This is a genomic window from Colwellia sp. (assembly GCF_013214175.1).
Taxonomy (GTDB): domain Bacteria; phylum Pseudomonadota; class Gammaproteobacteria; order Enterobacterales; family Alteromonadaceae; genus Colwellia.
On sequence record NZ_JABSPA010000002.1, the window covers coordinates 1,151,537 to 1,177,366 of the forward strand.

General features: G+C 38.6%; 22 protein-coding genes. 18 read left to right on the forward strand and 4 right to left on the reverse strand.

What is annotated here, in order from left to right:
* Window positions 1-23: 23 nt before the first annotated feature.
* Both HRT55_RS07910 and recA read left to right on the forward strand, forming a co-directional pair.
* The gene (locus HRT55_RS07910; RefSeq protein ID WP_291620196.1) at window positions 24-2,240 is read left to right on the forward strand and encodes an EAL domain-containing protein; all 2,217 of its coding nucleotides are present in this window, start codon (window positions 24-26) and stop codon (window positions 2,238-2,240) included.
* A 401-nt stretch (window positions 2,241-2,641) separates the two neighbouring features.
* Window positions 2,642-3,673, forward strand: a complete 1,032-nt coding sequence (recA, locus tag HRT55_RS07915; protein ID WP_291620198.1) for a recombinase RecA — start codon at window positions 2,642-2,644, stop codon at window positions 3,671-3,673.
* A gap of 194 nt (window positions 3,674-3,867) precedes the next feature.
* On the opposite strand, the gene HRT55_RS07920 is transcribed toward recA, so the two are convergent.
* A complete protein-coding gene (locus tag HRT55_RS07920; protein ID WP_291620200.1) occupies window positions 3,868-4,356 on the reverse strand; it encodes a peptidylprolyl isomerase in 489 nt (162 codons plus the stop codon).
* 49 nt (window positions 4,357-4,405) lie between these two features.
* The gene (gene ygfZ / locus HRT55_RS07925; RefSeq protein ID WP_291620202.1) at window positions 4,406-5,380 is read right to left on the reverse strand and encodes a tRNA-modifying protein YgfZ; all 975 of its coding nucleotides are present in this window, start codon (window positions 5,378-5,380) and stop codon (window positions 4,406-4,408) included.
* Between the two features lie 198 nt (window positions 5,381-5,578).
* On the opposite strand from ygfZ, the gene HRT55_RS07930 reads away from it, so the two are divergent.
* Both HRT55_RS07930 and HRT55_RS20965 read left to right on the forward strand, forming a co-directional pair.
* Window positions 5,579-5,884, forward strand: a complete 306-nt coding sequence (locus HRT55_RS07930; protein WP_291620204.1) for a succinate dehydrogenase assembly factor 2 — start codon at window positions 5,579-5,581, stop codon at window positions 5,882-5,884.
* Entirely contained in the window at window positions 5,844-6,317 is a 474-nt protein-coding gene (locus HRT55_RS20965; protein ID WP_367241169.1) for a protein YgfX, read from the forward strand. Before HRT55_RS07930 ends, HRT55_RS20965 begins: the two co-directional genes overlap by 41 nt.
* A gap of 21 nt (window positions 6,318-6,338) precedes the next feature.
* On the opposite strand, the gene nadB is transcribed toward HRT55_RS20965, so the two are convergent.
* Complete coding sequence (nadB, locus tag HRT55_RS07940) at window positions 6,339-7,937, reverse strand: L-aspartate oxidase (RefSeq protein ID WP_291620207.1); 1,599 nt, start codon at window positions 7,935-7,937, stop codon at window positions 6,339-6,341.
* Between the two features lie 235 nt (window positions 7,938-8,172).
* Here nadB and rpoE point away from each other — a divergent pair, with 235 nt between their 5' ends.
* The 11 genes from rpoE to HRT55_RS07995 all read left to right on the forward strand — a co-directional run bounded on the left by rpoE (window position 8,173) and on the right by HRT55_RS07995 (window position 17,725).
* Window positions 8,173-8,799 (forward strand): RNA polymerase sigma factor RpoE, encoded by a 627-nt coding sequence (gene rpoE / locus HRT55_RS07945; protein ID WP_291620210.1) that lies wholly within the window; start codon window positions 8,173-8,175, stop codon window positions 8,797-8,799.
* 46 nt (window positions 8,800-8,845) lie between these two features.
* Complete coding sequence (locus HRT55_RS07950) at window positions 8,846-9,550, forward strand: RseA family anti-sigma factor (RefSeq protein WP_291620212.1); 705 nt, start codon at window positions 8,846-8,848, stop codon at window positions 9,548-9,550.
* A gap of 56 nt (window positions 9,551-9,606) precedes the next feature.
* The gene (locus HRT55_RS07955; protein WP_291620214.1) at window positions 9,607-10,623 is read left to right on the forward strand and encodes a MucB/RseB C-terminal domain-containing protein; all 1,017 of its coding nucleotides are present in this window, start codon (window positions 9,607-9,609) and stop codon (window positions 10,621-10,623) included.
* Complete coding sequence (locus tag HRT55_RS07960) at window positions 10,616-11,095, forward strand: SoxR reducing system RseC family protein (protein WP_291620216.1); 480 nt, start codon at window positions 10,616-10,618, stop codon at window positions 11,093-11,095. The genes HRT55_RS07955 and HRT55_RS07960 overlap by 8 nt, the downstream gene beginning before the upstream one ends.
* Before the next feature lie 169 nt (window positions 11,096-11,264).
* On the forward strand, window positions 11,265-13,055 hold the full coding sequence (gene lepA, locus HRT55_RS07965; protein WP_291620218.1) for a translation elongation factor 4: 1,791 nt from the start codon (window positions 11,265-11,267) through the stop codon (window positions 13,053-13,055).
* A 90-nt stretch (window positions 13,056-13,145) separates the two neighbouring features.
* Window positions 13,146-14,078: a signal peptidase I gene (gene lepB, locus HRT55_RS07970; RefSeq protein ID WP_291620221.1), complete on the forward strand. Its 933-nt coding sequence runs from the start codon at window positions 13,146-13,148 to the stop codon at window positions 14,076-14,078.
* Window positions 14,079-14,122: 44 nt separating this feature from the next.
* Window positions 14,123-14,905 carry a ribonuclease III gene (gene rnc, locus HRT55_RS07975; protein WP_291615958.1) on the forward strand — a complete coding sequence of 261 codons (783 nt, stop codon included), beginning with the start codon at window positions 14,123-14,125 and terminating at the stop codon, window positions 14,903-14,905.
* Between the two features lie 3 nt (window positions 14,906-14,908).
* The gene (gene era / locus HRT55_RS07980; protein ID WP_291620223.1) at window positions 14,909-15,826 is read left to right on the forward strand and encodes a GTPase Era; all 918 of its coding nucleotides are present in this window, start codon (window positions 14,909-14,911) and stop codon (window positions 15,824-15,826) included.
* A 14-nt stretch (window positions 15,827-15,840) separates the two neighbouring features.
* Window positions 15,841-16,551, forward strand: a complete 711-nt coding sequence (gene recO / locus HRT55_RS07985) for a DNA repair protein RecO (protein WP_291620225.1) — start codon at window positions 15,841-15,843, stop codon at window positions 16,549-16,551.
* A gap of 60 nt (window positions 16,552-16,611) precedes the next feature.
* Window positions 16,612-17,352, forward strand: a complete 741-nt coding sequence (gene pdxJ / locus HRT55_RS07990; protein ID WP_291620227.1) for a pyridoxine 5'-phosphate synthase — start codon at window positions 16,612-16,614, stop codon at window positions 17,350-17,352.
* Window positions 17,353-17,476: 124 nt separating this feature from the next.
* Window positions 17,477-17,725: a hypothetical protein gene (locus HRT55_RS07995; protein WP_291620229.1), complete on the forward strand. Its 249-nt coding sequence runs from the start codon at window positions 17,477-17,479 to the stop codon at window positions 17,723-17,725.
* Between the two features lie 162 nt (window positions 17,726-17,887).
* On the opposite strand, the gene barA is transcribed toward HRT55_RS07995, so the two are convergent.
* Window positions 17,888-20,734, reverse strand: coding sequence for a two-component sensor histidine kinase BarA (gene barA / locus HRT55_RS08000; protein WP_291620230.1), 2,847 nt, complete (start codon window positions 20,732-20,734; stop codon window positions 17,888-17,890).
* 448 nt (window positions 20,735-21,182) lie between these two features.
* Between barA and rlmD the strand changes: the two genes are divergently transcribed.
* The 3 genes from rlmD (at window position 21,183) to mazG (ending at window position 25,810) form a co-directional block, all read left to right on the forward strand.
* Window positions 21,183-22,586: a 23S rRNA (uracil(1939)-C(5))-methyltransferase RlmD gene (gene rlmD / locus HRT55_RS08005; protein WP_291620232.1), complete on the forward strand. Its 1,404-nt coding sequence runs from the start codon at window positions 21,183-21,185 to the stop codon at window positions 22,584-22,586.
* Window positions 22,587-22,660: 74 nt separating this feature from the next.
* Entirely contained in the window at window positions 22,661-24,874 is a 2,214-nt protein-coding gene (relA, locus tag HRT55_RS08010) for a GTP diphosphokinase (protein WP_291620234.1), read from the forward strand.
* Between the two features lie 99 nt (window positions 24,875-24,973).
* Window positions 24,974-25,810, forward strand: a complete 837-nt coding sequence (mazG, locus tag HRT55_RS08015; RefSeq protein WP_291614380.1) for a nucleoside triphosphate pyrophosphohydrolase — start codon at window positions 24,974-24,976, stop codon at window positions 25,808-25,810.
* Window positions 25,811-25,830 lie beyond the last annotated feature (20 nt).

Sequence of the window (25,830 nt, forward strand, 5' to 3'; positions counted from 1 at the left end):
TAGGTGTTAATTTTGAGAACTGATTGAAGAAGTCATACACACAGCAAGAGAACAAAGCATTAAGTACGTCTAAGCGTGTTGTTATTTTAACCAGTTTTTTGATCTTACTCTTGTTGGTATCACAGAGCTTCTCTGCCAGTAAGATCCATCAAAGCTACCAAGAGTCATTGATGGACTCAGTAACAGACCGTATCCTTTCTGATTATCAAGAGTACTTCACGCAACTGCGTTTAGAAATTGATCTCTTCCAGCAAAAGCAGCTTAATGCCATAGAGCAATTAGAGGAAAAATCTGGACAAGCTTCACAGCAAGAATATATGAAAGTTTTAAACTCGCTGCGAAATGATATTGATAACACACGTTTATTTGCTTTAATAGACAATAAAGGTCAAGGGAGTTTGAAGCATATAACAGGAAACTTTTTACCCGACTGTGAAAGTGAAATAGCGACAACAATAGCCGATGGCGTGCAAAAAAAGCTCTTTTTACATCGCAGTAAAAGTAGCATTCATTTTGACTTGTTACAGCCATTGGCGACTAATTCGGGTGAAGGGGCTTTTTTCTTCGTTGCCTTTAATCCTAATATTTTAATTAATATCCTAAAAAAATATCAATTACCCCATCAGCAACTTTTTTTAATGCGCGCCGACTCCCCTGGAGAGATAGAATTAACCACTGAAATGGATGATAGTAAATACAGCGAATTAATTTCTGGTGGTGAGTTAACGTCTTTTAACTTTGTGAAAGCCATTCCAAATACTCGCTGGCAATTAGCAATACGTTTATCGCCACGATATAGTAGTAATTTATATCGGCAGGGTTTGATTAAAGCCGTACTTATTTGGTTGCTGCTAACTTTATTTATTTATGCTTTTTTCCGCCAACAAAAACACAGTTTACGTAAGCAGTTACAAGTTGAACAAGCGCTTGCCTATGTGGATAATTATGATCAATTAACGGGCTTAGCCAATCGAGTTAACTTTGATCGGCAGTTATTTGAGCATATTGAAGCTAATCGTATACTTACCCATAACTCAATTAATGCTAATACCATAGCAATGAATAAATCCGGCGTGGTGATGCATATTGACTTGGATAAATTTCAAGTCATAAATAATAGTGTTAGTTATGCCGTTGGCGATAAATTCTTACATCAAATATCGATAAGTCTAAGAGAGTTTCTTCCTGAGAATGCCATTATTAGCCGCTTAGGCAATGATGAGTTTGCCATACTGTTACCTGAGTTATTATTTAGTGAGGCAAAAAGCTTTGCCCATCAAATTCGCCTACTCATACAAAAGATACGTATTGTCGACTATCAACAAGATACCGGTATTACCGCGAGTATTGGTGTCATCACCTTAGATCATTCTATTTTTGATGCACAACAAGTGTACTCATCCTTGGGGCAGGCGGTTAACTTAGCCAAAGAGAAAGGCGGTAATAGGGTACAAGTTTATCAAAGTGATGATGAGCAATTGGTTTTACACGCAAAAGAAATGGAAGCTGTGCATGATGTCGCTGAAGCACTCAAAGACAATCGCTTACTTTTATATCGTCAAGCCATTAAATCTCTTAGCCAACAACAGAACTCTCATTATGAAGTACTAATACGAATGAGAAACTCGCAAGGAGCGTTAGTACCGCCGATTCATTTCATTCCTGCTGCGGAGAAATATGGCTTAATTAGACAAGTAGACCACTGGGTCATTGAGCATACGTTTAAAATGCTCGCTTCATCTCCTGAGGACACCAGCAGTTACAGCATTAACTTATCGGGTGTGACCATAGCCGATCGCGATATATACGATCATGTCATTAACCTATTTGAACAGTACCAGATTCCAGCAGAGCGAATTTGCTTTGAAATAACTGAAACCTCGGCAATAAGCCATTTAGAGTCAGCGTTATACTTTATGGATAAAATGAAAGCTTTTGGCTGTAAATTCTCATTAGATGACTTTGGTAGTGGTTTATCTTCTTTTAGTTACTTACAAAAACTACCCGTAGACATAATCAAAATTGATGGTGCTTTTGTGCAAGATATGGACACTAACCCCATAAATCGTGTTTTTGTCGAAAATATTAAGCGCACTGCCGAGGCGATGAATAAAAAAACCATTGCTGAGTTTGTTGAGAATGCTGACATTGAAGTCATGCTAAGGGAGATAGGTATCGATTATGGCCAAGGCTATCATATCCATAAACCAGAGCCTTGGTATGAAGCGAGCCAAGAGTAAATAACTCCCCATGCCTAGAGTCTCGGCTTTACCAGCTAAACCCTACCTCAGCTCCAGAAAAGCAATAAGGCATAAAGGCCTTACAAGTTTCACTATTGCAGCGAGCGCCCCGCCACTATGATAGTTAAATATCAGAATGTTTAGCAAAAAGTATAGAAAGTTAAAATAGTATTTTTGACACTATAAATGATACGAAGTAACTTTTTCACATTAAAAATAAAAAAGATATTAAGTGTAAAATTATTCTTTTATATCAATCAATTAAAAGTACGTGGTGAGATTTTATTTTTAATAAAAATAAAATATCGATAAAAAACTTGATACTGTACGGTCATACAGTATACTGGCGTTATTAAATTGAAACATGAAAATTAAATAGCGATTGTAATCGCGGAGCAACTATGAAAGACGATAAAGAAAAAGCACTAGCAGCAGCATTAAGTCAAATAGAACGTCAATTTGGTAAAGGCTCAATAATGAAACTTGGTGATAACACCACCATGGATATAGAAACTGTTTCTACTGGCTCTTTAGGTTTAGATATTGCGTTAGGAGCTGGTGGTTTACCGCTTGGTCGTGTAGTTGAAATTTATGGTCCTGAATCTAGTGGTAAAACAACCTTAACACTCGAAGTAATAGCACAAGCACAAAGAGATGGTAGGGTTTGTGCTTTTATCGATGCGGAACATGCACTTGACCCAATTTATGCTGCAAAGCTTGGTGTTAACATTAATGAGCTATTAATTTCTCAGCCAGATACCGGCGAACAAGCTTTAGAAATTGTTGATATGTTAACGCGCTCTGGTGCCATTGATATTATTGTTGTTGACTCTGTTGCTGCTTTAACACCTAAAGCTGAAATTGAAGGTGATATGGGCGATTCACACATGGGCTTACAAGCTCGAATGATGAGTCAAGCAATGCGCAAACTAACAGGAAATCTTAAGTCATCCAATACCATGCTTATTTTTATTAATCAAATTCGTATGAAAATTGGTGTTATGTTTGGTAGCCCAGAAACCACCACAGGTGGTAATGCATTAAAATTTTATGCTTCAGTACGTTTAGATATCCGTCGTATTGGCGCGGTTAAAAATGGTGATGAAATCATTGGTAATGAAACGCGTGTGAAAGTGGTAAAAAATAAAATTGCACCACCTTTTAAACAAGCTGAATTCCAAATTTTATACGGTCTAGGTATTAACAACTTAGGCGAATTAATTGAGCTAGGCGTTAAGCATGGTTTTGTTGAAAAAGCGGGCGCTTGGTATAGCTGTAACGGTGAGCGTATTGGTCAAGGTAAAGCCAATGCAGCGAAATACTTAGGTGAACATCCTGAGATGGCGCAAGATGTTGATAAGAAGTTACGTGACATGTTTTTATCAAAAGCCGATGCCAAAGAAGATAAATCAGTAGAAGCGGTAACTGAATAACTAAAGCTTAAGTAGCTAAAACTTCTGTCACTAAAGCACAGCAGTAAAGCCTTAATCAAAAAAAACGTAACCTTGGACTAAGGTTACGTTTTTTTATGGCTGAAATTCACCGCTAAAACTTACAGCTTAAAGTTAGGGGAATGTCGAGCTGAGCCTTTAATAATTAATATTTAATGCTCAAGTTATAAATGGCTTTAGTGTGAGTGGCCACAACCGCCTTCACCGTGCACATGACCATGTTCAAGTTCATCAGCAGTAGCCTCACGCACTTCAATAACTTCAACATCAAAGCTTAAATCTAAACCTGCTAGTGGGTGGTTACCATCAACAGTAATTTGATCATCTTGCACATCAATAACAATAACGGTTTGCTCGCCATCATCGGTTGTAGCACGTAATTGTGTGCCTAAACCAAGATCTTCAACACCAGCAAGTACTTCTCTAGGTACTGCTTGCACATAATCTTCATGACGTTCGCCGTAGGCTTGTTCACAAGCTACCGCCACTTCAAATTTATCGCCTGTTTGGCGATCTATAAGGGCTTCATCTAAACCAGGAATTAAGTAACCGGTACCCTGAATAATCGCCATAGGCTTATCATCATATGAGCTATCGATTAAAGTGCCATCGCTATCAGATACGGCATAGTGCATAACAACAACATTGTTTTTAGCTATTTTCATTTTCTATCCTAATAATTTAAATTTTGAGCTTATTTATCTAAAGCTCAGGTTATTCAGTTTCTAAAGTGTATGGTAATGCTTGCTTTGTTACTACGGTATCAGTTTGTGCAGCGATACGCATTGATGGAAGTTCACCATCGTTAGCAAGTACTGTTTGTAGGTAACAGTTGCCATCATCGGCTTGGTAGTAGGCTAGGATATCACCAGCTTTGCGCCAGTTATCGCCCAGTTGCTTTTCAAGTACGTCATCTACTTCTATAGCTTGTTCAAGTTGAACATGCAAAGAAAATAGTGCTCGCTTATTTTTACCTAAATATTGCATTCTAGCGACAGTCTCTTGCCCTAAATAACAGCCTTTAGTGAAGCTAATGCCATTCATCGCTTGTAAGTTAAGCATTTGCGGCACGTAATGGCCGCTAGTTTTTTCGTTGAGTATTGGAAAACCTTGGCTTATTTCTAATAAATCCCATACGCCTTGTGAAAACACAGGTAGTGCCAATGATTTAACCAATGAGGCAATAGTGTCTTGTTCATCAATGATGATATAGCGAGGTTGGTCACCACAAAGATAAACTAAGCTGGTTGAGCCAAGTTGTACGACCGGGTTTAAGCTATCAGGTATTTGTGAGAACTCAGCTTGTAATAGCACGCTAGCCTGTTCACCCACTAAGGCGATAAAGCTTAAGTCTTGCGCCTCTTCGATAGTGACCTTGGCGAAAACACCAAATTTTTTCAGCGCATTAAGCGAGCCTTCAATACTGGCTTTAGGTTGCAATAATAAGTGAGCAGCAGAGCGATTAATTAATCTAAAAACTGAAAAAACTTTTCCCTTAGCGTCACAGTGAGCACCGACAAGTAAGCTTTGCTCTGTGCTGCTATTAACATCACAGGTTACTTGTCCTTGTAAATATTTGCTTTGTTCTTCACCAGATAAAGTAATTGCGCCAAAATCACTAAGCTCAACAAGGTAGGTACTTGGCAACTGCTTTAGAGAAGGTAATTGTGTATTGGTTGTTAGTGTCATAATAAACTCTAGGAAAAAGCACAGAACTAGCTTTGCTTGACTATTAAGGTTAACTATACAATCGGGGCGAAAATGGTAAAAACAACTAGAGTAGCGGTTTTTATTAGTGAAAGTAGCGGTTTTTGATAGCTGTGACCATTGAGATATTGTTAGAATGGCGTTGTGATAATCACCAGCGTTCAACAAAAAGGGGTACTTATGTCGGGTAATGACGTTTCAAGCAACACAGTGACAAATAATGAAAACTCAACTAATGTCTTAAAAGTCAATAAGGCTCGCTTAAAGTGGGCATGTCGTCGCGGTATGTTAGAGTTAGATGTATTGTTTATCCCTTTTGTTGATGAAGCCTATGATGACTTATCAACTAAAGATCAGTTCACCTTTGAACGTCTACTCACTTGCCAAGACCCTGAATTATTTGCATGGTTTATGGGGCATGAAACTTGTGAAGACACAGAGCTCAATGCAATGGTGCAACATATACTTAAGCGCATCAAAGTATAATATTAATGTTAAGCACTCTCGATATAAGCTAGTACTTTATAGTTTTTCCGTAATTATATTTTGCTTGATATTGTTAATAAGCTTTACATTTTATTATGTTATAGCTCAAATAATTGCTGTAGCAGCTATCATTTTTCTAAGTTTGTTCTTGAGTAAAAGTAATAACAACGCCATCGCTCACTCTTTCGTCTTAACTTATACTGGTGGTCTTTGTTTCGATAAAGATCAGCTAAGTTATCAACTGTTAACAACAAGTCGTTTGGGTTTTATTGGTTGTTGGTTGATTATGGTGCCAAGTGAGTTGACACTTAATCAGTGCGGGAATACTAACAATACCTCCCCTAAACAATTATTTATATTTAGGGATAGTATCTCTGACCAAGATTTTTCTCGTCTTGCTCGAGTGATAAAGCAACTCGGTGAAGTCACTTAATTATTGTCTAGTCCAGGTATATTAAGTGGGTGACAGTATTGTTGGTAGTGCCGTAGGTAACAAATCCGGGTAATCTAAAGTGTAATGCAAACCTCTACTTTCTTTTCGCTCCATGGCACACTTTATAATGAGCTCAGCGACTTGCACTAAATTTCTTAATTCAAGTAAGTTGTTACTTACTTTAAAGTTCTGATAATAATCTTCAATCTCTTGCTGTAGTAACTCTACTCGATGCAATGCTCGTTCAAGGCGTTTTGTCGTGCGAACAATGCCGACATAATCCCACATAAATAATCTTAGCTCGTGCCAGTTATGTTGAATAACAACTTCTTCATCTGAGTCAGTAACGCGGCTTTCATCCCAAAGCGGCAGGGTTAAATAACGATTATCTTGTACTAAGGTTTCACTAATTTCTAAGGCTGCAGCGCGGGCAAAGACCAAGCATTCAAGCAGTGAGTTGCTTGCTAAGCGATTTGCACCGTGTAAACCGGTATATGACATTTCACCAATGGCATAGAGTTGGCTAATATCGGTTTTACCTTGCTGATCAACCATAACTCCGCCACAGGTATAATGCGCGGCAGGTACAATAGGAATAGGTTGCTTAGTAATATCGATTCCCAAAGACATGGTTTTTTCATAAATAGTAGGGAAATGCTGTTTGATAAATTCACTGGGTTTATGGCTAATATCTAGGTACATGCAATCCACGCCTAAACGTTTCATTTCATAATCAATCGCCCGAGCGACAATATCACGTGGAGCTAACTCAGCGCGCTCATCAAAAGCGGGCATAAAACGACTACCATCGGGGCGTCTTAGTTTAGCGCCTTCACCGCGTAGAGCTTCCGTTAACAAAAAAGTACCTGCTGAAGGGTGGAATAAACAGGTAGGGTGAAACTGATTAAATTCCATATTGGCAACGCGACAGCCAGCGCGCCAAGCCATTGCTATACCATCGCCACTGGCAACATCGGGATTCGAGGTGTATTGGTAAACTTTACTTGCGCCGCCCGTAGCTAAAATGGTTTTTTGCGCGTAAATGCTTTCTACTTTTTCGGTATTCCTATTCCATATATAAGCACCAATACATTGTTTTTCTTGGTTACCGGTAGAGCTAGGTTGGCAAATAAGGTCAATGGCATTAAAACGTTCAAATATACGAATACGAGAATGCTGCTTTACTTGGTCGGCTAAAGTGGTTTGAATTGCTTGCCCGGTAGCATCAGCAGCATGCAAGATTCTGCGATGGCTATGTCCGCCTTCGCGAGTTAAATGATAACGGTCTTCACCGTTATTACCTTGCTCTTTATCAAATTCTACTCCTTGGTTTATCAACCACTCTAAACACGATTTAGCATTTTCAGTGGTAAAACGAACTGTATCTTCGTCACATAGGCCGGCACCGGCAATGAGAGTATCTTCAATATGAGCAGCAACGCTATCATTTTCATCGAATACTGCGGCAATTCCACCTTGCGCATAAAAAGTAGAACCTTCGTTTAATGGTCCTTTACTTAATATCACAACATCGGCATTTTTAGCTAAATGGAGCGCTAAAGTTAAACCTGCAGCGCCACTGCCAATGATTAAAACATCACAATTGTTTTGTTGGGTCATACTTTTGATTAGGTTCCGCGAGTAAAAGCGAATATATAAGTAAAGGAGTTTGAGGTATTCTATAATACATAGGTATAAGCCGCCAGATAATAGCGTTTAAATGCACTCTGGCATCAATAATAGCATTGCTCGATAAACCAATAAGTCTACTTGTTAAAAAAAATCAAAAATAAAAAGAACTTTTTTGAAAAACATCAGTCTTATTTTATGCGTTTGTTATGAGGCAATGGAAAATATGAGTACAAATCAATTGTCAGTGTTAAAGGATATGGCTCAAAAGAGCGAACCAAATATAGATCAACAATTAGTTGAGCGGGTTCAGCGCGGCGATAAAAATGCGTTTAATCTGTTGGTCACAAAATATCAGCACAAGGTTGCTAATTTAGTGAGTCGTTATGTTAAAAATCATAGCGATGTACCCGATATAGTACAAGAGGCTTTTATTAAAGCCTATAGAGCATTACCTAATTTTAGAGGGGAAAGTGCTTTTTATACTTGGCTATATCGTATTGCGGTGAACTGTGCAAAAAACCATAGTGTTTCGCTTGCACGTAAACCGCCAAGTACCGATGTTGAAATCGATGATGCGGAGCTTTTTGATGGTGGTGGTGCTTTACGAGAGCATGCCTCTCCTGAAAAGATATTACTCACCGAAGAAATTAAAAAAGTTATTTTTACTACCATGGACTCACTACCTGAAGATCTATGCTTAGCGATTAACTTTCGAGAAATCGAAGGTTTAAGCTACGAAGAGATTGCTACGATAATGGAGTGTCCCGTAGGAACCGTGCGTTCACGTATTTTTAGAGCGCGTGATGCCATCGACAAGAAGATTAGACCCTTGTTGCAAAGAAATAATTAAGTCATTTGTGAAAGCAAAATTTAACGAAATGTTTTTAAGGTAATGTATGAGTGAAATAAAATCAGAGTCAATATCTTCATTAGTGGATAACTACTCACCATCAACAGATGATAGTGTCAGCGCACATTTAATTGATAACATGCTCAAGGATGAACACTTATCAAGTACATGGCAAAATTATCACTTAATAGGTGATGTATTACGTGATGAGGTACCTCAGTCGCTGCAGTTTGACTTAAGCAAAACAATTGCGGATGCTATTGCGCAAGAGACGACGATATTATCACCTAAGTCATCAATACAAACATCTGCACAGGCTGTTGCGAACAGCACAGATTTATCTTCTGATGAAGCATTTGTACAAAATACCGAAACGAAGCATAGTAGTAACGCTGTTATAGATGCAACCAATCGCTTTAAAGCTAGAGTGTCTAGTTTTGTTAAACCGATGGGGCAGGTGGCTATAGCTGCTTCTGCTGCAGCTTTAATGATTGTTGGTGTTCAGCACAATGTTGCAGAAAATCCATCCTCAATAACGCCAAGCCAAGTTGTGCAAACTATGCCTTTAGCTGGCTATGCCAATCCAGTAAGCTTTAGCCTACAATCAGCTCAAAATGAACCAAGTAAACTGCAAAACCAAAAAGCACTGAATGAGCAGCTAGTCGCAGAAAGAGTTGCGCAGCAGCGTCGTTTACATGCACTTTTAAAAGATCATAATCAGCAAGTGAAGTTAGGTAGTAATATAAAATAGCTTGATTGGCTGAATTAGTTGATAATTGCACTTTCAGCCATCATCTTTGAGAACCTATGAAATTTTCGGCACTTTTTTTATTGCTGGTAAGCCTTAATACCTCAGCTTTAGCTGCTGAGACCGAATCAGCAAAGCTTTGGCTAGAACAACTATCCAAATCTTTACGAGAGCTAAATTTCACCACCTCTTTTGTCGTCGTTAAAAATAATCAAGCCGAGCCCTATCATTGGTTACACGGCATTGGTGAAAATAGTCAAGAGTTGGAAATATTTTCCCGTCTTAATGGTCCTCGCCGCGATATATTACGCCAAGGGGATATTGTTAGCTATATCGAACCCGAGCAAGAACCCTACTCAATTATTTCTCAGTCTGTTCAAAGTCCAATCCCTACTATTTTTCGTGGTGATTTTAGTGAACTTGAAGACAATTACCGTTTCATTTCTGTCGGGCGCAGTCGAGTGCTGGGGCGTGTTGCGCAGCTGGTGCGTATCGTTGCAAAAGATAAGTACCGTTTTAGTTATTGGCTTTGGCTTGATCAACAAACCGGTCTGCTGTTAAAGATGGCGATATTGACACGTCAGGGATTATTATTAGAGCAAATTCAATTTACCCACATCGAAGTGAGTGAGCAGTTATCGGAAAGCTTAGTGCAATTTCAATCAACTGAACTACCTGAAATTATTAAGTTAAATAATCAGAAAAAAAATAGAGTTCTCGCATGGAAAGTTGATTGGTTACCGCAAGGCTTTGCTGTGATTAAGTCCAACCAACATAACCTAAATAGTCATAACCAGGGTGAGAACAAAGCCGTTGAGTTTATGTTATTTTCAGATGGTTTAGTTGAAATATCTGTCTACGTTAATCTTAGCCAAGAAAATTTTAGAGCACCAGAATATGCAAGTGATGGCGCAACAATGGTCTTCAACCATATAGTACAAGGGATTGAAGTAGGCATTGTTGGTGATATTCCATTAACTACCGCCAAAAAAATTGCCGAATCAATTGTTCCTGCAACGAAAGATAATGCTATAAACAATGTTCAGCGTTCGGTAAGAGAGCAGCAAGATGATTAAAGAGCTCGCCAATGTCGTTGCTATTAAAGCAGGGCAAGTGACAGTTACCAGTCAAATAAAATCAAGTTGCAGTGGTTGTGCGCAAGTTGATACCTGTGGCAGTGGTCAAATTGCTAAAGCACTACCCCAAGCCAAGCTTACCCTAACGCTACCTTATGACATCAATACGTTTGGTAAAACATTGAAACTGGGTGATTGTGTGGTCCTAGCCTTGCCAGAAAAAGATGTATTATCGAGTGCAGGTCAAGTTTATTTACTACCGTTATTTGGCTTAATTGCTTTTTCAGCACTTGGGCAGTGGCTGGTTAATCAGCAAATACTCCCTCATGAATTAATAGCGCTAGGCTTTGGTCTTACGGGAGGCTACTTAGGTTATCGGCTTGCTAAGTTTAAGCAAAAACAGGGTGAGCATAGCGAAAACTTACAGCCTAAGATAATTGAAGTCCTTCTTTCACCAACCCTGGGTAAATAAAGTCTTAGGCTGTTACGGCTTGAAACAAAAGATATCTGAACAAAAGATAGCCCCAAGACAGTAAATTCGTTAAAATCCCTCGCATTATTGCATTTAATATTTTTCCTTGATTCCTTTTCGGGATTTTAAGTTTGAAAAATAATCCATTATTTAGAGAAAATCTATAAAAATGAAGAATATACGTAACTTTAGTATCATAGCCCACATTGATCATGGTAAATCTACACTTTCTGATCGTTTAATTCAACATTGTGGTGGATTGCAAGAGCGCGAAATGGAAGCGCAAGTACTTGATTCAATGGATATAGAGCGTGAACGTGGCATTACCATCAAAGCGCAAAGTGTTACCTTAGACTATACAGCAAAAGACGGTGAAGTTTACCAATTGAACTTTATCGATACCCCAGGCCATGTTGATTTTTCTTATGAAGTATCGCGTTCCTTAGCTTCTTGTGAAGGCGCACTACTGGTTGTAGATGCCGGGCAAGGCGTTGAAGCGCAAACTGTAGCTAACTGTTATACCGCCCTTGAAATGGATTTAGAAGTTATACCGATTTTAAATAAAATTGATTTACCGCAAGCTGATCCTGAGCGTGTTAGTGAAGAAATTGAGCATATTATCGGTATCGATGCCACTGACGCGGTAACATGCTCGGCTAAAACTGGTCTAGGTATTGAAAATGTTTTAGAAACTATTGTTGCCAATATCCCTGCACCTGAAGGTGATCCAGACGCGCCATTGCAAGCTTTGATTGTTGATTCTTGGTTTGATAATTACCAAGGCGTTGTTTCACTTGTTCGTGTGATGAACGGTGAAGTTAAAAAAGGCGATAAAATGTTGGTGATGTCTACTGGACAAGTTCACCAAATTGATAAAGTAGGTATATTTACCCCAAAACAAACTGAAACAGGCATATTAAGAACTGGTGAAGTTGGTTTTATTATTGCGGGTATTAAAGAAATTCATGGTGCACCTGTCGGTGACACTATCACTATTTCGAAAAAAGAAGCTGCTGAGCCACTGGCTGGTTTTGCCAAAGCACAGCCACAAGTTTATGCGGGTATTTTCCCAATAAGCTCAGACGATTATGAAAATTTCCGCGATGCTTTGAATAAATTAAGTCTTAATGATGCATCATTATTTTTTGAACCTGAAAGCTCATCTGCATTAGGTTTTGGTTTCCGTATTGGTTTCCTTGGCATGTTACACATGGAAATTATTCAAGAACGTCTTGCTCGTGAATATGATCTAGATTTAATTACCACAGCGCCGACGGTAAACTATGAAATTTCCTGTACTAATGGCGAGCTATTATCCATTGATAACCCTGCTGATTTACCTGCTGTTAATAATATTGATGAAATTCGAGAGCCAATTGTTCAAGCAAATATATTGGTACCGCAAGAATATTTAGGTAATGTTATTAAGCTATGTATTGAAAAACGTGGTGTGCAAAAAGATATTATTTATCATGGGAATCAAGTTGCGGTAACTTATGAATTACCTATGGCCGAAGTGGTGATGGACTTCTTTGATAAGCTTAAGTCAACCAGTCGTGGTTATGCATCACTTGATTATAATTTTATCCGCTTTCAAACTGCCGATATGGTACGTGTAGATGTCATGATCAATGGCGATAGGGTCGATGCTTTAGCAATGATCACCCATAGAAATCACTCCGCTGCTCGCGGTCGCTTATTAGTTGATAAGCTGAAAGAGTTGATTCATCGTCAGCAGTTTGACATCGCTATTCAAGCGGCTATTGGCAATAACGTTATTGCGAGAACAACCGTTAAACAGTTACGTAAAAACGTGACTGCTAAATGTTACGGTGGTGATATTAGTCGTAAGAAAAAGTTGTTGCAAAAGCAAAAGGATGGTAAAAAACGCATGAAGCAAGTGGGTAATGTTGAAGTACCACAAGAAGCCTTCTTAGCCGTACTTAAACTCGATAGTTAGTTTAAGTCGTTACGCAAATATAAAAATTAGTGATAGTAAATCATTACTGTCGCTAATTTTTGCATTATAGGATTTTAAAATAGGAATAGTATGGCCGTTTATTTTTCGATTATCTTAGTGATAATTACTGTATTAACAGGGATAGTGTGGTTTGCGGATAAGTTCTATTTAGCACCACAACGCAAGCTAAAGGCAGTCAATGCTCAGGTTATGGCTAAAAAACAATCTGCTGCAGAGTTAACATCTGAGGCACTTGCAACATTAATCGAGCCATCACCATTAGTTGATACCGCGGTACAAATTTTTCCTGTTATTGCTTTTGTCTTAATTCTACGCTCGTTTATATATGAACCCTTTCAAATACCGTCAGGCTCAATGATGCCGACGTTACTTGATGGTGATTTTATTTTAGTGAACAAATTTAATTATGGCTTAAAAGACCCGGTGTTAAGACATAAGTTTCTTGAAAATGGTCTGCCTGAACATGGTGACGTTGTGGTGTTTAAATACCCGCAAGATCCGAGAGTTGACTATATTAAACGCGTGATTGGTTTGCCTGGTGATCGTATTATTTACCGCAATAAATTACTTTATATTAAGCGTGCCTGCACCGATACGGATACTAAATGTCCTGAGTTTGAACAGATACAGCAAGATTTTGTTGGCAAATACGACGGACCAGATGCTGAATTTGGTATGAATCAATTTGAAGCCAAAATGTTGAATAAAAGCCATCAGGTATTAAATGATAGTCATACTCTACCCAGAGTAATGCATTATTTTCAGCAATCTAGCACTGCAGCAGACGAGTTTTTAGTACCTGCTAAGCATTATTTTGTTATGGGTGATAACCGTGACAATTCGTTAGATGGACGTTTTTGGGGCTTTGTTCCTGAAGAAAATCTAGTCGGCGAAGCTGTTGCTATCTGGATGAGTTTCGATTTTGACCGCAGCGAAGACAGTTTTTTACCACAATGGCTACCATCGGGCGTTCGTTTTGATCGCATCGGCGCTATTATTTAATATGGCCACTTATTTTGCATGTCCAGTAGAGATATATCGTGAAAATTAATCCTCATAACCTAGCTAGGTTAACCAAAAAACTTGGTTACGAATTTAATGAACCTAGGTTATTAGTGCAAGCACTTACTCACCGGAGCGCTAAAGGGTCTCATAATGAAAGACTTGAATTCCTTGGCGACTCCATCCTTGGTTTTGTTATCGCTGAGGCACTTTATGATCAGTTCCCAAATCATGACGAGGGTGACTTAACTCGCATGCGCTCTAGTTTAGTTAAGGGTGTTACTTTAGCTGAAGTCGCTAGGGACTTTAATTTAGGCGAATGCTTAATACTGGGTCCTGGTGAATTAAAGAGTGGTGGCCACCGTCGAGAGTCTATTTTAGAAGATGCTATAGAAGCCATTATTGGTGCGGTATACATTGACTCTAATATTGATTGCTGTAAGGCACTAATCTTAAGTTGGTTCGAGCAACGTTTAACTGTAATTAAGCCCGGCAATGAACAAAAAGACCCAAAAACGCGCTTGCAAGAGTTTCTACAGGGTCGAAAAATAGCTCTACCTACTTATGAAGTGATTGATACTTCTGGACAGTCCCATAACCAAGAATTTACCGTTCGTTGTCAAACATCAGTGATCAGTGAAGTGGTTGTTGCCAAAGGAACCAGTCGTAGAAAAGCAGAGCAAGCAGCAGCGCAGCAGATACTTGCCCTAATTGAAAAGGCTAATGAAGTAAAAAAAGACTCACCAAAGCAAGCTAAATTAGCAACTCCCCGACATACTAATAGTAAGCAAAGTCACTTAAGCAAAAAAATAAGTACGAGAAAATAAATTATGCAAAACGAAACCTCAAATACCTATGCTGGCTTAATTGCTATTGTTGGTCGCCCAAATGTTGGTAAATCAACATTATTAAATGCCTTGTTAGGGCAAAAAATTAGTATAACGTCTAAAAAACCACAAACGACCCGTCATCGTATTTTAGGTATTTTGACCGAAGAAAACAGGCAGGCAATTCTAGTAGATACCCCAGGTCTACATACCGAAGAAAAGCGTGCCATTAATAGGTTAATGAACCGTGCTGCTTCAAGCTCAATTGCCGAGGTAGAGTTAATCATGTTTTTGGTTGAAGGCACTCATTGGACCCAAGATGATGAGCTGGTATTAACTAAAGTGAAACAAAGTGGTACACCTTGCATATTGGTTGTTAATAAAACTGATAATATATCGGACAAAGATGAGCTATTACCACATCTTAAAAAGCTAGGCGAAATGCACGAATTTAAAGAGATTGTGCCTATTTCAGCTAGTAAGGGCCATGGTGTCGATACCATTCGCCAATTATGTTTAACAACATTGCCTGAAGGTACTTTTTGGTTCCCTGAAGATCACATCACAGATCGCTCTAGCCGTTTTATGGCTTCTGAAATCATTCGTGAAAAGCTTATCCGCTTTACCGGTGATGAGTTGCCTTATTCTATTACTGTAGAAATTGAGCAATTTAAAATGGATGATAAGGGAATTATTCATATTAATGCTTTAATACTAGTTGAGCGTGAGACCCAAAAACGTATGGTCATTGGTAATAGAGGAGAGCGTTTGAAAACCATAGGTCAGGAAGCGAGACGCGATATGGAAAATTTATTTGAGAGTAAGGTCTTTCTTGAAACTTGGGTGAAAGTGAAATCAGGATGGGCAGATGATGAGCGAGCATTACGCAGCCTAGGTTATGGTGATGATTACTCTGGCTAATTGGAATGCGCCAGATGATTGAACAAAACGCCTTTGTTTTACATAGTCGCCCATACCGTGAAAATCAGCAGTTAGTTGACTTACTAACAGAGCAAGATGGCAAAGTGACTGCCTTGGTATATGTTGGTCAATCTAAGCGTTCAATAAAAAAAGGCTTAATCCAGCCTTTTTTACCACTAAGATTAACGTTGAAAGGCAGTGGTAATTTTAAACAAATTAGCCAAGTTGACTGCACTGCCAGATCATTTTCACTGATAAAGCATAGTCTGTTTAGTTCTTTTTATATTAACGAATTGTTGATTCGTCTATTAACCGAGCAAATTGCTTGTCCACAGTTGTTCTCACAATATCAAGCAACCTTGACCGCTCTATCCCAAGAAGAAGAGATTGCCCCGCAATTACGCTTATTTGAATTGGCACTGCTTGAAGAGTTAGGGCTGTCATTTGACTTTAGCCCTGTATTTGAGCACGATGTTAGCTACTTTCATTATATCGCCGAACAAGGTTTTGTTCCTGTATATGGTGCTAGCCCAAACAATAGTGCTCCATGTTTCGATAAAGCCCATTTACAAGCCATTGCCAAACGAGAATCGCTATTTAGTAACAGGGTTACAGCTGACGTTAGTAATACCTTTAAGTTGTTAATGCGCCAGGTTATCAACCAGCTACTAGGAAATAAGCCATTAAATAGCCGTAAACTATTTTCCAATAAAGCATACAGTTAGCTATTTATTGCATCAGTAAATACCAAAATTAGTCAAAAATAAATATAAAGAGATGATAAAATGACAGAGTTATTATTAGGTGTAAACGTTGACCATATCGCTACGCTACGACAAGCACGCGGAACAAGTTATCCTGATCCTGTTTATGCCGCAAGTGTGGCTGAACATGCCGGAGCTGACGGTATCACAGTTCACTTACGTGAAGATAGACGCCATATACAAGACAGAGATATTCATGTCTTAAAGCAAACTTTACATACTCGTATGAATTTTGAAATGGCTGTTACTGATGAAATGGTCGCTATAGCCTGTGACGTTAAGCCTGCTTTTTGTTGTTTAGTACCAGAAAAGCGTGAAGAGCTGACTACCGAAGGCGGTTTAGATGTTGTCGGTCAATTAGATAAAATTACTAAGGCAACAAAGCAGTTAACTGCTGCAGGTATTGCGGTCAGTTTATTTATTGATGCAGATATAGTGCAAATAGATGCCGCGCTTGCCAGTAAAGCGCCTTATATAGAAATTCATACGGGGCATTATGCCGATCTAACCTCAGAAGATGAGCAGTTATTAGAGTTAGAACGCTTAACAACAGGTATTAAATATGCACATAGCCTAGGGTTGAAAGTTAATGCCGGTCATGGTTTAAATTATTTTAATGTTAAGCCTATTGCTGCCATTAAAGAAATTATCGAATTAAATATTGGCCATGCAATAATTGCACGTGCAGTTATTGATGGTCTAGATAAAGCTGTTCGTGATATGAAGCAACTGATGTTAGAAGCAAGAATACACACTAGCTAGTACATATACTTGCAATTAGGCATGGTTTAAAAAAAACTCATTTATTTTATAATTGTTGAAATTATAGGCTACACTTTAATGGATAAGGTGTAGAAAGGACTCAGCATAAAATAAGTGAGGATAAATGATGCAGACACAGTTGAAACCAATGCTAGAGCGTAGAAGGGAAGCTCCAGAGCAGTCAGTTTGGTGGAATAAATTATCGTTAGCGCAAAAGTTTTCTGCTAGTAGTTTAGGGAAATTTGGCTATGAACTTACCTTTGTGCGTAATGATGATGGCCATAGCTTAGCTGTAATGCAATGCAGTGGCGGTGTTGCTGCAATTTCTGAAGATGGCGATATCGAAACCTCGCCAAAAATCACCATCCGCTAGTTTTCAATAATCCACAACTAGCAATTCATAGTCTACAATCAAGTTATCTATAAGCTATTTTCTATAGGTGAACTACCAATCTAGTTATTATCCTTAAAAGTACAATAGCTACTGCTGATTATTAATACTCATTTGTTTTTCGATTTTACTAATCACTTAAAGTTAATGAGTTTTTATAGTCATTTCTTTTAGTGCTTCAGGCACAGCAAATAATACTTGTTCTATATGTTCAAAAAACTCTAAAAATTCAGGTTCAAGCTCTTTGAGGCTTACACCCATTTTCAACTGTGTTTCTATATGGGCAGTAATTGTTGCTAAACTCGGCGCACCTGTATAGCAACAAGCGCCATTGAGTTTGTGGACTAAACTCTTAAGCATAGCAATATCTTGCGCTTCAATCGCTTGATGAATACTTTGTTGTGTTTCGGGTAAACTATCAACTAAGCCTAAAAACATTTCTTTAGCTAAGTCAGCTTTATTAGCACTGCGCTTTAGTGCTAAAGGCCAATCAATTACTTTCGACGTTTGTTCAACTTCAGCCAATCGGCTCCTAGTAATATGGGGGACTGCTGAGCTAACTAAGTGGTTGACGTCACAATACTCATAAATAATATGGCGCAACATTGTTTCATCTATTGGCTTAGTCATATAGGCATTGAAGCCTTGTTGATGCATCTTCTCTCTTTCACCACTTAATGCATGTGCAGTAACGGCAATAATTGGTGTGTCACCGTTAATAGGTAAAGTTCTAATCTCTTTAAGTGTGCTAATACCATCTAATATAGGCATTTGAATATCCATAAAAATTAGCGCGAAAGTTTCTGTCTTACAAAGCTCGATAGCAGATATGCCATTGTCTGTTACGACCACTTCAGTAACCTGCTCCAATAATAAGGCTTTAATTAGCTTTAGGTTGGCTTCATTATCATCAACGGCTAACACCTTAATCGGTAATGTTTTTACTATAGGGGCGTTAAGGATAAGCCTTTGTGGTTCGGCTTTTATCATAGGTTGAAGTACTTTACTCAAGTTACTTAATGTTATCGGCTTGCTCATACAACTAATAGCACCATTGGCAACAAGTGCGTCTTGTAAACTAGGTGAGTGATTATTTAATGCGAGATGTATATTACCGGTGAGGGGTTGTAATTGTGCAAGGGTTTTCTTTAAGTCACTTAAGGCTGTAGCTGTCTGGTTATGGCCGATAAGTGCGTAGTCAAAACCACGTTGTGTTTCTTTACTGTGAGAAAGTACTTGCGCTAGTTGATGTTTGTTTATCACACTGGTAACGCTCATCTGCCAATTCTTTAGTATATTTTTGGTGGCTTCTCGACTGTGATCATTTTCTTCATAGTAGAGTATCGTCTTATTGGCTAAATGCTGATTGTCTAACTCTAGCATTAATGGCATAGCATTTACTTCACATTGAAAAGTGAACCAAAAGCTAGAACCTTGATTTTTCTCGCTGGTAAAACCAATATCACCAAGCATTTCTTGTGCTAGTCGTTGGCAAATTACTAGGCCTAAACCAGTGCCGCCATATAAACGTGTAATACTCTGATCAGCTTGGGTAAAAGCATCAAAAATTGTTCTCTGTTGCTTGCTCGTCATACCAATGCCAGTGTCATTTACGATAACTTTTAATTTGATATTCTTTTGGTTATATTCTTCACTGGTAATATCAACAGTAACAGAGCCTTGCGGGGTGAATTTTATCGCATTACTGATTAAGTTAGTGATAATTTGCTTAATGCGCATAGTATCGCCAACAAGTGAGTCGGGTAATTCTTGTGGGATATTTATCGATAATTCGATATTTTTTTTATGGGCGGATGGTGCTAATAACGTAAGGGTCTCCTCAAGAGACTCTCGCAACGAAAAGGGAATGTTTTCAATAACCATTTTCCCTGCATCAAGCTTAGAGAAATCGAGGATATCGTTAATAATGGTTAATAAATTATTTGCCGAGCGATCAATGGTTTGTAAATAATCTCGTTGATTTTCAGTCAATGGGGTTTTTAGCACTTGCCGAGTAAAGCCTATAACTCCATTTAGCGGTGTACGTAACTCATGACTCATGTTGGCTAAAAATTCAGATTTTACTCTATTGGCATCTTGAGCCTTACGTTTGGCAATGCTTAGTTCTACATTTTGTATTTCAAATTGCTCTAAACTTTCCCGTAAATCTATTGTGGCTTGATCGATACTGGCATGCATCTCATTTTGGTAGTTATCAAGTGATTGTGCCATGGCATTAATACCATTTTTTAAAAAATTTAGTTCTCCAATGAGTTGACCGCTAACCCGGCTTTCTAATTTTCCTTCCCTAATACGTTCAATTGCATGAACCATAGAATTTATTGGTTTAGTTACTTTTTTGATGAGCCTAAGGGCAAAAATAGTACTGAGTAAAGAGCCAAGTAAGGCAAAAGCAAAAGCAACCAGATATTGACTTTGCTGTTGGAAATTAAGCTGACTCTTATCAATTTGCATAGCGATATAACCAACGGGGGATGGCCTGGCGCTATTGTTGGCAGCGTTAAATGATGAACGACTGTTAATATTGAAATTTTTACTTAACGAAGAGCCATAGTTTTCATCAATGATAGGCGTTCTAAAGATAATATAGTCACCAATGTTTTCAATGCTGGTATGACTAGGTAGCTTTACACCGGCCTTTAGTCTCATTAAATTAGTATCGCCATGATAGGCACTGGCGACAAAAATTTGATTGTCTTCGGTAAATATAACGATGCTTTTGACAATGCTTGATTGATTGCGGTGAGTAAAGCCAATGAGTTGGCGAAGCTTATCTCTGTTCTTGTTAAGTAAAGGGTCTTTACTGGCAATAGCAATTGGTTCAATGATGCTTTTGGCACGTTGTTCAAGGAAGTCATTAAGCTCTACTGAGCGGCTATAAGAAAAGTAACTTGCTAAACCAAAACCGATTAAAGTTGTTGGTATAATAGTGAGTATGATAACCCAGTCTTTCAGGCTTATTTTATGCATTTTTAGTTGAACTTTTTTTGTCTATTTAGGGTAAAATACCCGCTGAAATAATTAGCTATATAATCGATTATCCAAGTTAACATAAATAATCTCATAAGCGGCTATAAATTAATAGTATATACCCGTTCCACTTGAATATGCAGGATTCAGCTGGAACTAAAAACGCCTTTGGGCAAGGCATTGATTGAAGAGAATGGTTATTCCCTTCTCAAAATCAATAACGCAGCATAAAGCGTTTTTAAACCAGCCCGTTGGGGAAGGCTGAATAAATCATATTTCTACGTTGCATTTCTTATTAAGGGAATAACCATTAATAAAAAATGCTCCTTGATTATGAATTGCTCAGACTTCCTGAAACGAGCATCTTCAAGTAGAGCGGGTATGGATGGCTAAGCTACTTCTGAAATAGATATTAGTTAATAAAGTTAGTGTTAGTTCTAGGGTGAAAATGGCAAATTTTTTTAAAGCAAAAATCAAAGAAAAAACGTGCAATCAGCGATTGACCGTTAGTGTTGAAAAACTCGATATTAATGGTGTCGGTGTTGGCCGCTGGCAAAATAAACCTGTTTTTATAGCCGGTGCTTTACCTCATGAAGTGGTCGAGGTGAAAATTATCGAGCAAAAAAGTAAATATGCTCGAGCCAAACTTATTTCTATTACCAAACAAAGTGATAATAGGGTTGAGCCTCTGTGTCAGCACTTTGGTGTTTGTGGCGGTTGTGATCTACAAATGCTTGTTATAGACGAGCAGTTGATTTTCAAACAAAATAAAGTTAGCGATCTCTTTTCACGCTTTTTTAGCACTCAAGGTATAGCGAAAAAAATTGAAGGCAAAGACCTACCTTGGCAAGCACCGATAAAAAGTAGCCCATGGCATTATCGTCGAAAAGCACGCATCGGGGTGCAGTTTGACAAAAAATCTCACGCAACTATTGGCTTTAGACAAAAAGCCACTAATCAATTAGCCGCAATCAAATCATGTCCGGTTTTGGTCGAACCTCTTAATGTCATTTTCCCCTTACTAAAAAAACTACTGGCACAACTCACCGTACAATCTGCCATAGGTCATATAGAAGTAATTCAAGCTGATATTGTTGAGACAATCTTTGCAGAGCAAAGACAAAAAGATGATCACGTTGTACTAGTTATTCGTCAACTAAAACCTATGAATAAAACTGACATCGAGCTTTGGCAATCTTATGCTCGAAAATATCGCTGGCAGGTCATTATTGATGATGGTAATAAGCAGCTGCCGCTGGTAAGTACCAAAGACGAAAATTCTGCTGTACTTTCATATTCATTAGCAGATAAAAGTAAAATTTATTTTGCTAGTAGTGATTTTATTCAAATTAACCATCAAATTAATAATGCTATGATTGACCAAGCCCTAGCTTGGTTAAATCTTTCGCCTAGCGATAATGTTTTAGATTTATTTTGTGGTTTGGGAAATTTTAGTTTGGCACTGGCAAAACACGCAAAGCTGGTCGTAGGTGTTGAAGGTGTGCAAGTGATGGTTGAAAAAGCCAGTCATAATGCCCGAGTCAATGAACTTGATAATTGTCAGTTCTATCAGGCCGATTTAAACAGTAATTGGCTTTTGGATTCTTGGGCTAAAGCTCAGGTGTTTGATAAGGTGTTACTTGATCCCGCAAGAGCAGGAGCAGAGCAAGCCGTTAGCCAAATAGCTAAACTACATATACCTAGCGTTTTATATGTCAGTTGTGATCCGGCAACTTTAGCTAGAGATAGTGCAATACTTATTGCTCAGGGTTATAAACTTGAGAAAATATCTCTTATGGACATGTTTGCACAAACAAAGCATGTTGAGACTATGGTATTGTTTACCCTATAGTATTTAGCATTAAACATCATTCAATTATGTATTAGCTAACATTAAGCTACCTCTCAAAAGATAAAGGAATAGCCATGGTCTCCGTGCGTAAATCACATCAAATAGCAGCACAAAGTTTTGAGCAATGGCTAATCAACTTAGCGTTAATCGATGTCAAAGCAAAGGCTTTGTCTGCTTTATGGCTGCAAGTCTGTAACTGTTATCAGCATGAGAGTGCTGAAAAATTCGAGCTGCTAAATAAAAGCATGGAAATGGTGGAAATATTAAGTGGTTTAAACCTTGATGCAGACTCGTTAGTCGCGGCGTTCATCTCACCATTATTAGACCATGATATTATTGCTATTGAGTATGTTAAAGAGAATTTCTCTAAAGACATTTTAATGCTTTGCCAAGGTGTTGAGCAGATGGCAGCTATTAAAGCGCTACGCCAACAAAGTAGTCAATCAATTGGCTCGGCACCACAAAATATAGATAACATTCGTCGTATGTTACTGGCTATGGTGGATGATGTCCGTGCTGTGGTGATAAAGTTAGCTGAGCGACTATGTGACTTACGTGAAAAGAAAAATAGTGATGAGGAAACTCGTGTGTTGGCGGCAAAAGAAAGCGCTAATATTTACGCACCACTAGCAAACCGTTTAGGGATAGGTCAATTAAAATGGGAGCTTGAAGATATTTCATTTCGTTATCTTCACCCGCAGGTCTATAAAAAAATTGCCAAGCTTTTAGATGAAACTCGTTTGGAGCGAGAACGATATATGGCCAGTTTTGTTGGTCACTTATCTAATGAGCTAGATGACTTAGCTATTAAGGGGGAAGTCTATGGACGCCCCAAACATATCTATAGCATTTGGAAGAAGATGCAGCAGAAATCCCTTGGCTTTGAAGAGCTGTTTGATGTTCGTGCTGTGCGTGTCGTGGTTGAAAAAGTCCAAGATTGTTATTCTGCACTGGGGATTGTTCACACTCAGTGGCCACATATTGCCAAAGAGTTTTCTGATTATGTAGCAACGCCAAAAACCAATGGCTATCAATCAATACATACTGTGGTATTAGGGCCAGAAGGCAAGTCAGTTGAAGTACAAATTAGAACCAAGAAAATGGATGATGATGCCGAGCTTGGTGTCGCTGCTCATTGGCGTTATAAAGAAGGTAACGCTAGCGGTAAAAGTAATAGTTTTGATGATAAAATTGGCTGGCTACGAAAAATATTACAGTGGCAAGATGATGTGAGCGAGAGTGGTGAGTTACTTGATGAATTACGCAGTCAAGTGTTTGAAGACCGAATTTATGTTTTCACGCCCGGCGGTGATGTTATCGATTTACCTATGGGCTCAACGCCATTAGATTTTGCTTATTACATCCATTCTAATGTGGGGCATTGTTGTATTGGTGCGAAAGTATTTGGCAAAATAGTGCCTTTTACTCATCAGTTGCAAACGGGCGATCAAGTCGAGATACTGACTAGTAAGCAGCCTAACCCAAGCCGAGACTGGCTCAACCCTAATTTAAATTACATATACTCTTCACGTGCCCGCGCTAAAGTTCAGCACTTCTTTAAATTGCTTGATAGAGATAAGTATATTGCCCAAGGCAAAGAGTTATTTGACAGTGAAATAGCTAAACATGACTTAGTCAATATAGACTTATTAGCGGCGAGCAAGCGTTTTAATGTCAAAACAGTGGATGATCTTTATGCTGCCATCGGTACAGGTAATGCTAGATTACAGCAAGTCATTAACCACTTTACTCACCTTGACAGTAAATTAAAACCTCAAGCTGAAATAGATCCACAAAGCCTAGTTAAACAAAGCCCGACGAGTAAAGCCCTAGCGCAAGATGATAACGGTATAACCGTTTCTGGCGTTGGTAACTTACTTACTCATATGGCGAAGTGCTGTCAGCCAGTACCTGGTGATACAATCTCAGGCTTTATCACTCAAGGCCGAGGGATCTCAGTACATCGACAAGATTGTGAGCAGCTTGCTAATGCGCTTAATCTGCAACCAGAGCGCTTAGTTGAAGTGCAGTGGGGTAATGAACATAAACAAAGTTACCAAGCCTCGGCACAAATTATCGGCAGTGATAGACAAGGTTTATTACGTGATATATCAACCATTATTGCCAATGAAAAAGTAAGTATTGTTGGCATGGAAAGTCATACCGACAAAGCCAAGCAGACCATGAGTATGACGCTAAAGTTGGAAGTGGAAAGTAGTGAGTTATTACTGCGAGTTTTAGATAAATTACGTCAATTAGATGATGTTAGCCAAGTAAGGCGCCTGTGATTATTGTTCGATAATATTTATCAATCAATCCATCTGTTAATTACTCAAGCCAGTGCGGCCAATAATGAAAAACAATGAGAAATTAAGAAATAAAATAAGATGTTAAATAAACAAGCCTCAATAGAAAAATTACGTTGGATCATGTCGCAGCTACGTGACCCAACCACAGGGTGTCCATGGGATCTTAAGCAGGACTTCGCGTCTATAACGAGTCATACGCTAGAAGAAGCCTATGAAGTTGTGGATGCTATCGAGCAAGGTGATTTTATCGAGCTTGAAAAAGAACTCGGTGACTTACTTTTTCAAGTGATTTTTTATAGTCAACTGGGACAAGAACAGCAGTACTTTGACTTTGATAGTGTCATAGCCGCCATTTGTGAAAAATTGATTCGCCGTCACCCTCATGTGTTTGCTCAGGCTAATTTGCAATCAGATGCTGAGATAAAAGCTAATTGGGAAAATGAGAAAATACTCGAAAGGCAGCAGAAGAATCAGCAGCAAATGGGTAATCAGACTGATAACGAAAACTTGAGCCTTTTGGCTGATATCCCGAAAAACTTACCGGCTTTATCCCAAGCCGCAAAGATTCAAAAGCGTTGTGCGCATGTCGGCTTTGATTGGCATGACATAAAAGATGTCTTTGCTAAAATTGAAGAGGAAGTGCAAGAAGTCAAAGATGAGTTAGAAGCAGACTCACTGGATAAAAAAGCGCTCGCCGAAGAATTAGGTGACTTAATGTTTGCGGTAGTAAATTTATGCCGCCATGCCAAAGAAGACCCTGAAACATTACTACGACTTGCGAATAAAAAATTTACTAAACGCTTTCATGGCGTTGAAACACAAGTAAATCAATCGGGTAAAAGTTTTACCGAACATGACTTAGCCGAGCTAGAAGAATATTGGCAACAGGTTAAGATCCAAGAGAAGAAGCTATAGAAAACTCCTTAATAATTTTA

Excerpts from the sequence above, each read along its gene's own strand:
- HRT55_RS20965 (WP_367241169.1), top strand. The coding sequence starts at position 5,844 with ATGCAATGGTGCAACATATACTTAAGCGCATCAAAGTATAATATTAAT.
- nadB (WP_291620207.1), bottom strand. The coding sequence starts at position 7,937 with ATGACCCAACAAAACAATTGTGATGTTTTAATCATTGGCAGTGGCGCT.
- rlmD (WP_291620232.1), top strand. The coding sequence starts at position 21,183 with ATGGCAAATTTTTTTAAAGCAAAAATCAAAGAAAAAACGTGCAATCAG.
- HRT55_RS07995 (WP_291620229.1), top strand. The coding sequence starts at position 17,477 with ATGATGCAGACACAGTTGAAACCAATGCTAGAGCGTAGAAGGGAAGCT.
- HRT55_RS07950 (WP_291620212.1), top strand. The coding sequence starts at position 8,846 with ATGAGTGAAATAAAATCAGAGTCAATATCTTCATTAGTGGATAACTAC.
- barA (WP_291620230.1), bottom strand. The coding sequence starts at position 20,734 with ATGCATAAAATAAGCCTGAAAGACTGGGTTATCATACTCACTATTATA.
- HRT55_RS07960 (WP_291620216.1), top strand. The coding sequence starts at position 10,616 with ATGATTAAAGAGCTCGCCAATGTCGTTGCTATTAAAGCAGGGCAAGTG.
- HRT55_RS07955 (WP_291620214.1), top strand. The coding sequence starts at position 9,607 with ATGAAATTTTCGGCACTTTTTTTATTGCTGGTAAGCCTTAATACCTCA.
- HRT55_RS07920 (WP_291620200.1), bottom strand. The coding sequence starts at position 4,356 with ATGAAAATAGCTAAAAACAATGTTGTTGTTATGCACTATGCCGTATCT.
- relA (WP_291620234.1), top strand. The coding sequence starts at position 22,661 with ATGGTCTCCGTGCGTAAATCACATCAAATAGCAGCACAAAGTTTTGAG.
- lepB (WP_291620221.1), top strand. The coding sequence starts at position 13,146 with ATGGCCGTTTATTTTTCGATTATCTTAGTGATAATTACTGTATTAACA.
- era (WP_291620223.1), top strand. The coding sequence starts at position 14,909 with ATGCAAAACGAAACCTCAAATACCTATGCTGGCTTAATTGCTATTGTT.
- ygfZ (WP_291620202.1), bottom strand. The coding sequence starts at position 5,380 with ATGACACTAACAACCAATACACAATTACCTTCTCTAAAGCAGTTGCCA.
- pdxJ (WP_291620227.1), top strand. The coding sequence starts at position 16,612 with ATGACAGAGTTATTATTAGGTGTAAACGTTGACCATATCGCTACGCTA.
- HRT55_RS07930 (WP_291620204.1), top strand. The coding sequence starts at position 5,579 with ATGTCGGGTAATGACGTTTCAAGCAACACAGTGACAAATAATGAAAAC.
- recA (WP_291620198.1), top strand. The coding sequence starts at position 2,642 with ATGAAAGACGATAAAGAAAAAGCACTAGCAGCAGCATTAAGTCAAATA.
- rpoE (WP_291620210.1), top strand. The coding sequence starts at position 8,173 with ATGAGTACAAATCAATTGTCAGTGTTAAAGGATATGGCTCAAAAGAGC.
- lepA (WP_291620218.1), top strand. The coding sequence starts at position 11,265 with ATGAAGAATATACGTAACTTTAGTATCATAGCCCACATTGATCATGGT.
- mazG (WP_291614380.1), top strand. The coding sequence starts at position 24,974 with ATGTTAAATAAACAAGCCTCAATAGAAAAATTACGTTGGATCATGTCG.
- recO (WP_291620225.1), top strand. The coding sequence starts at position 15,841 with ATGATTGAACAAAACGCCTTTGTTTTACATAGTCGCCCATACCGTGAA.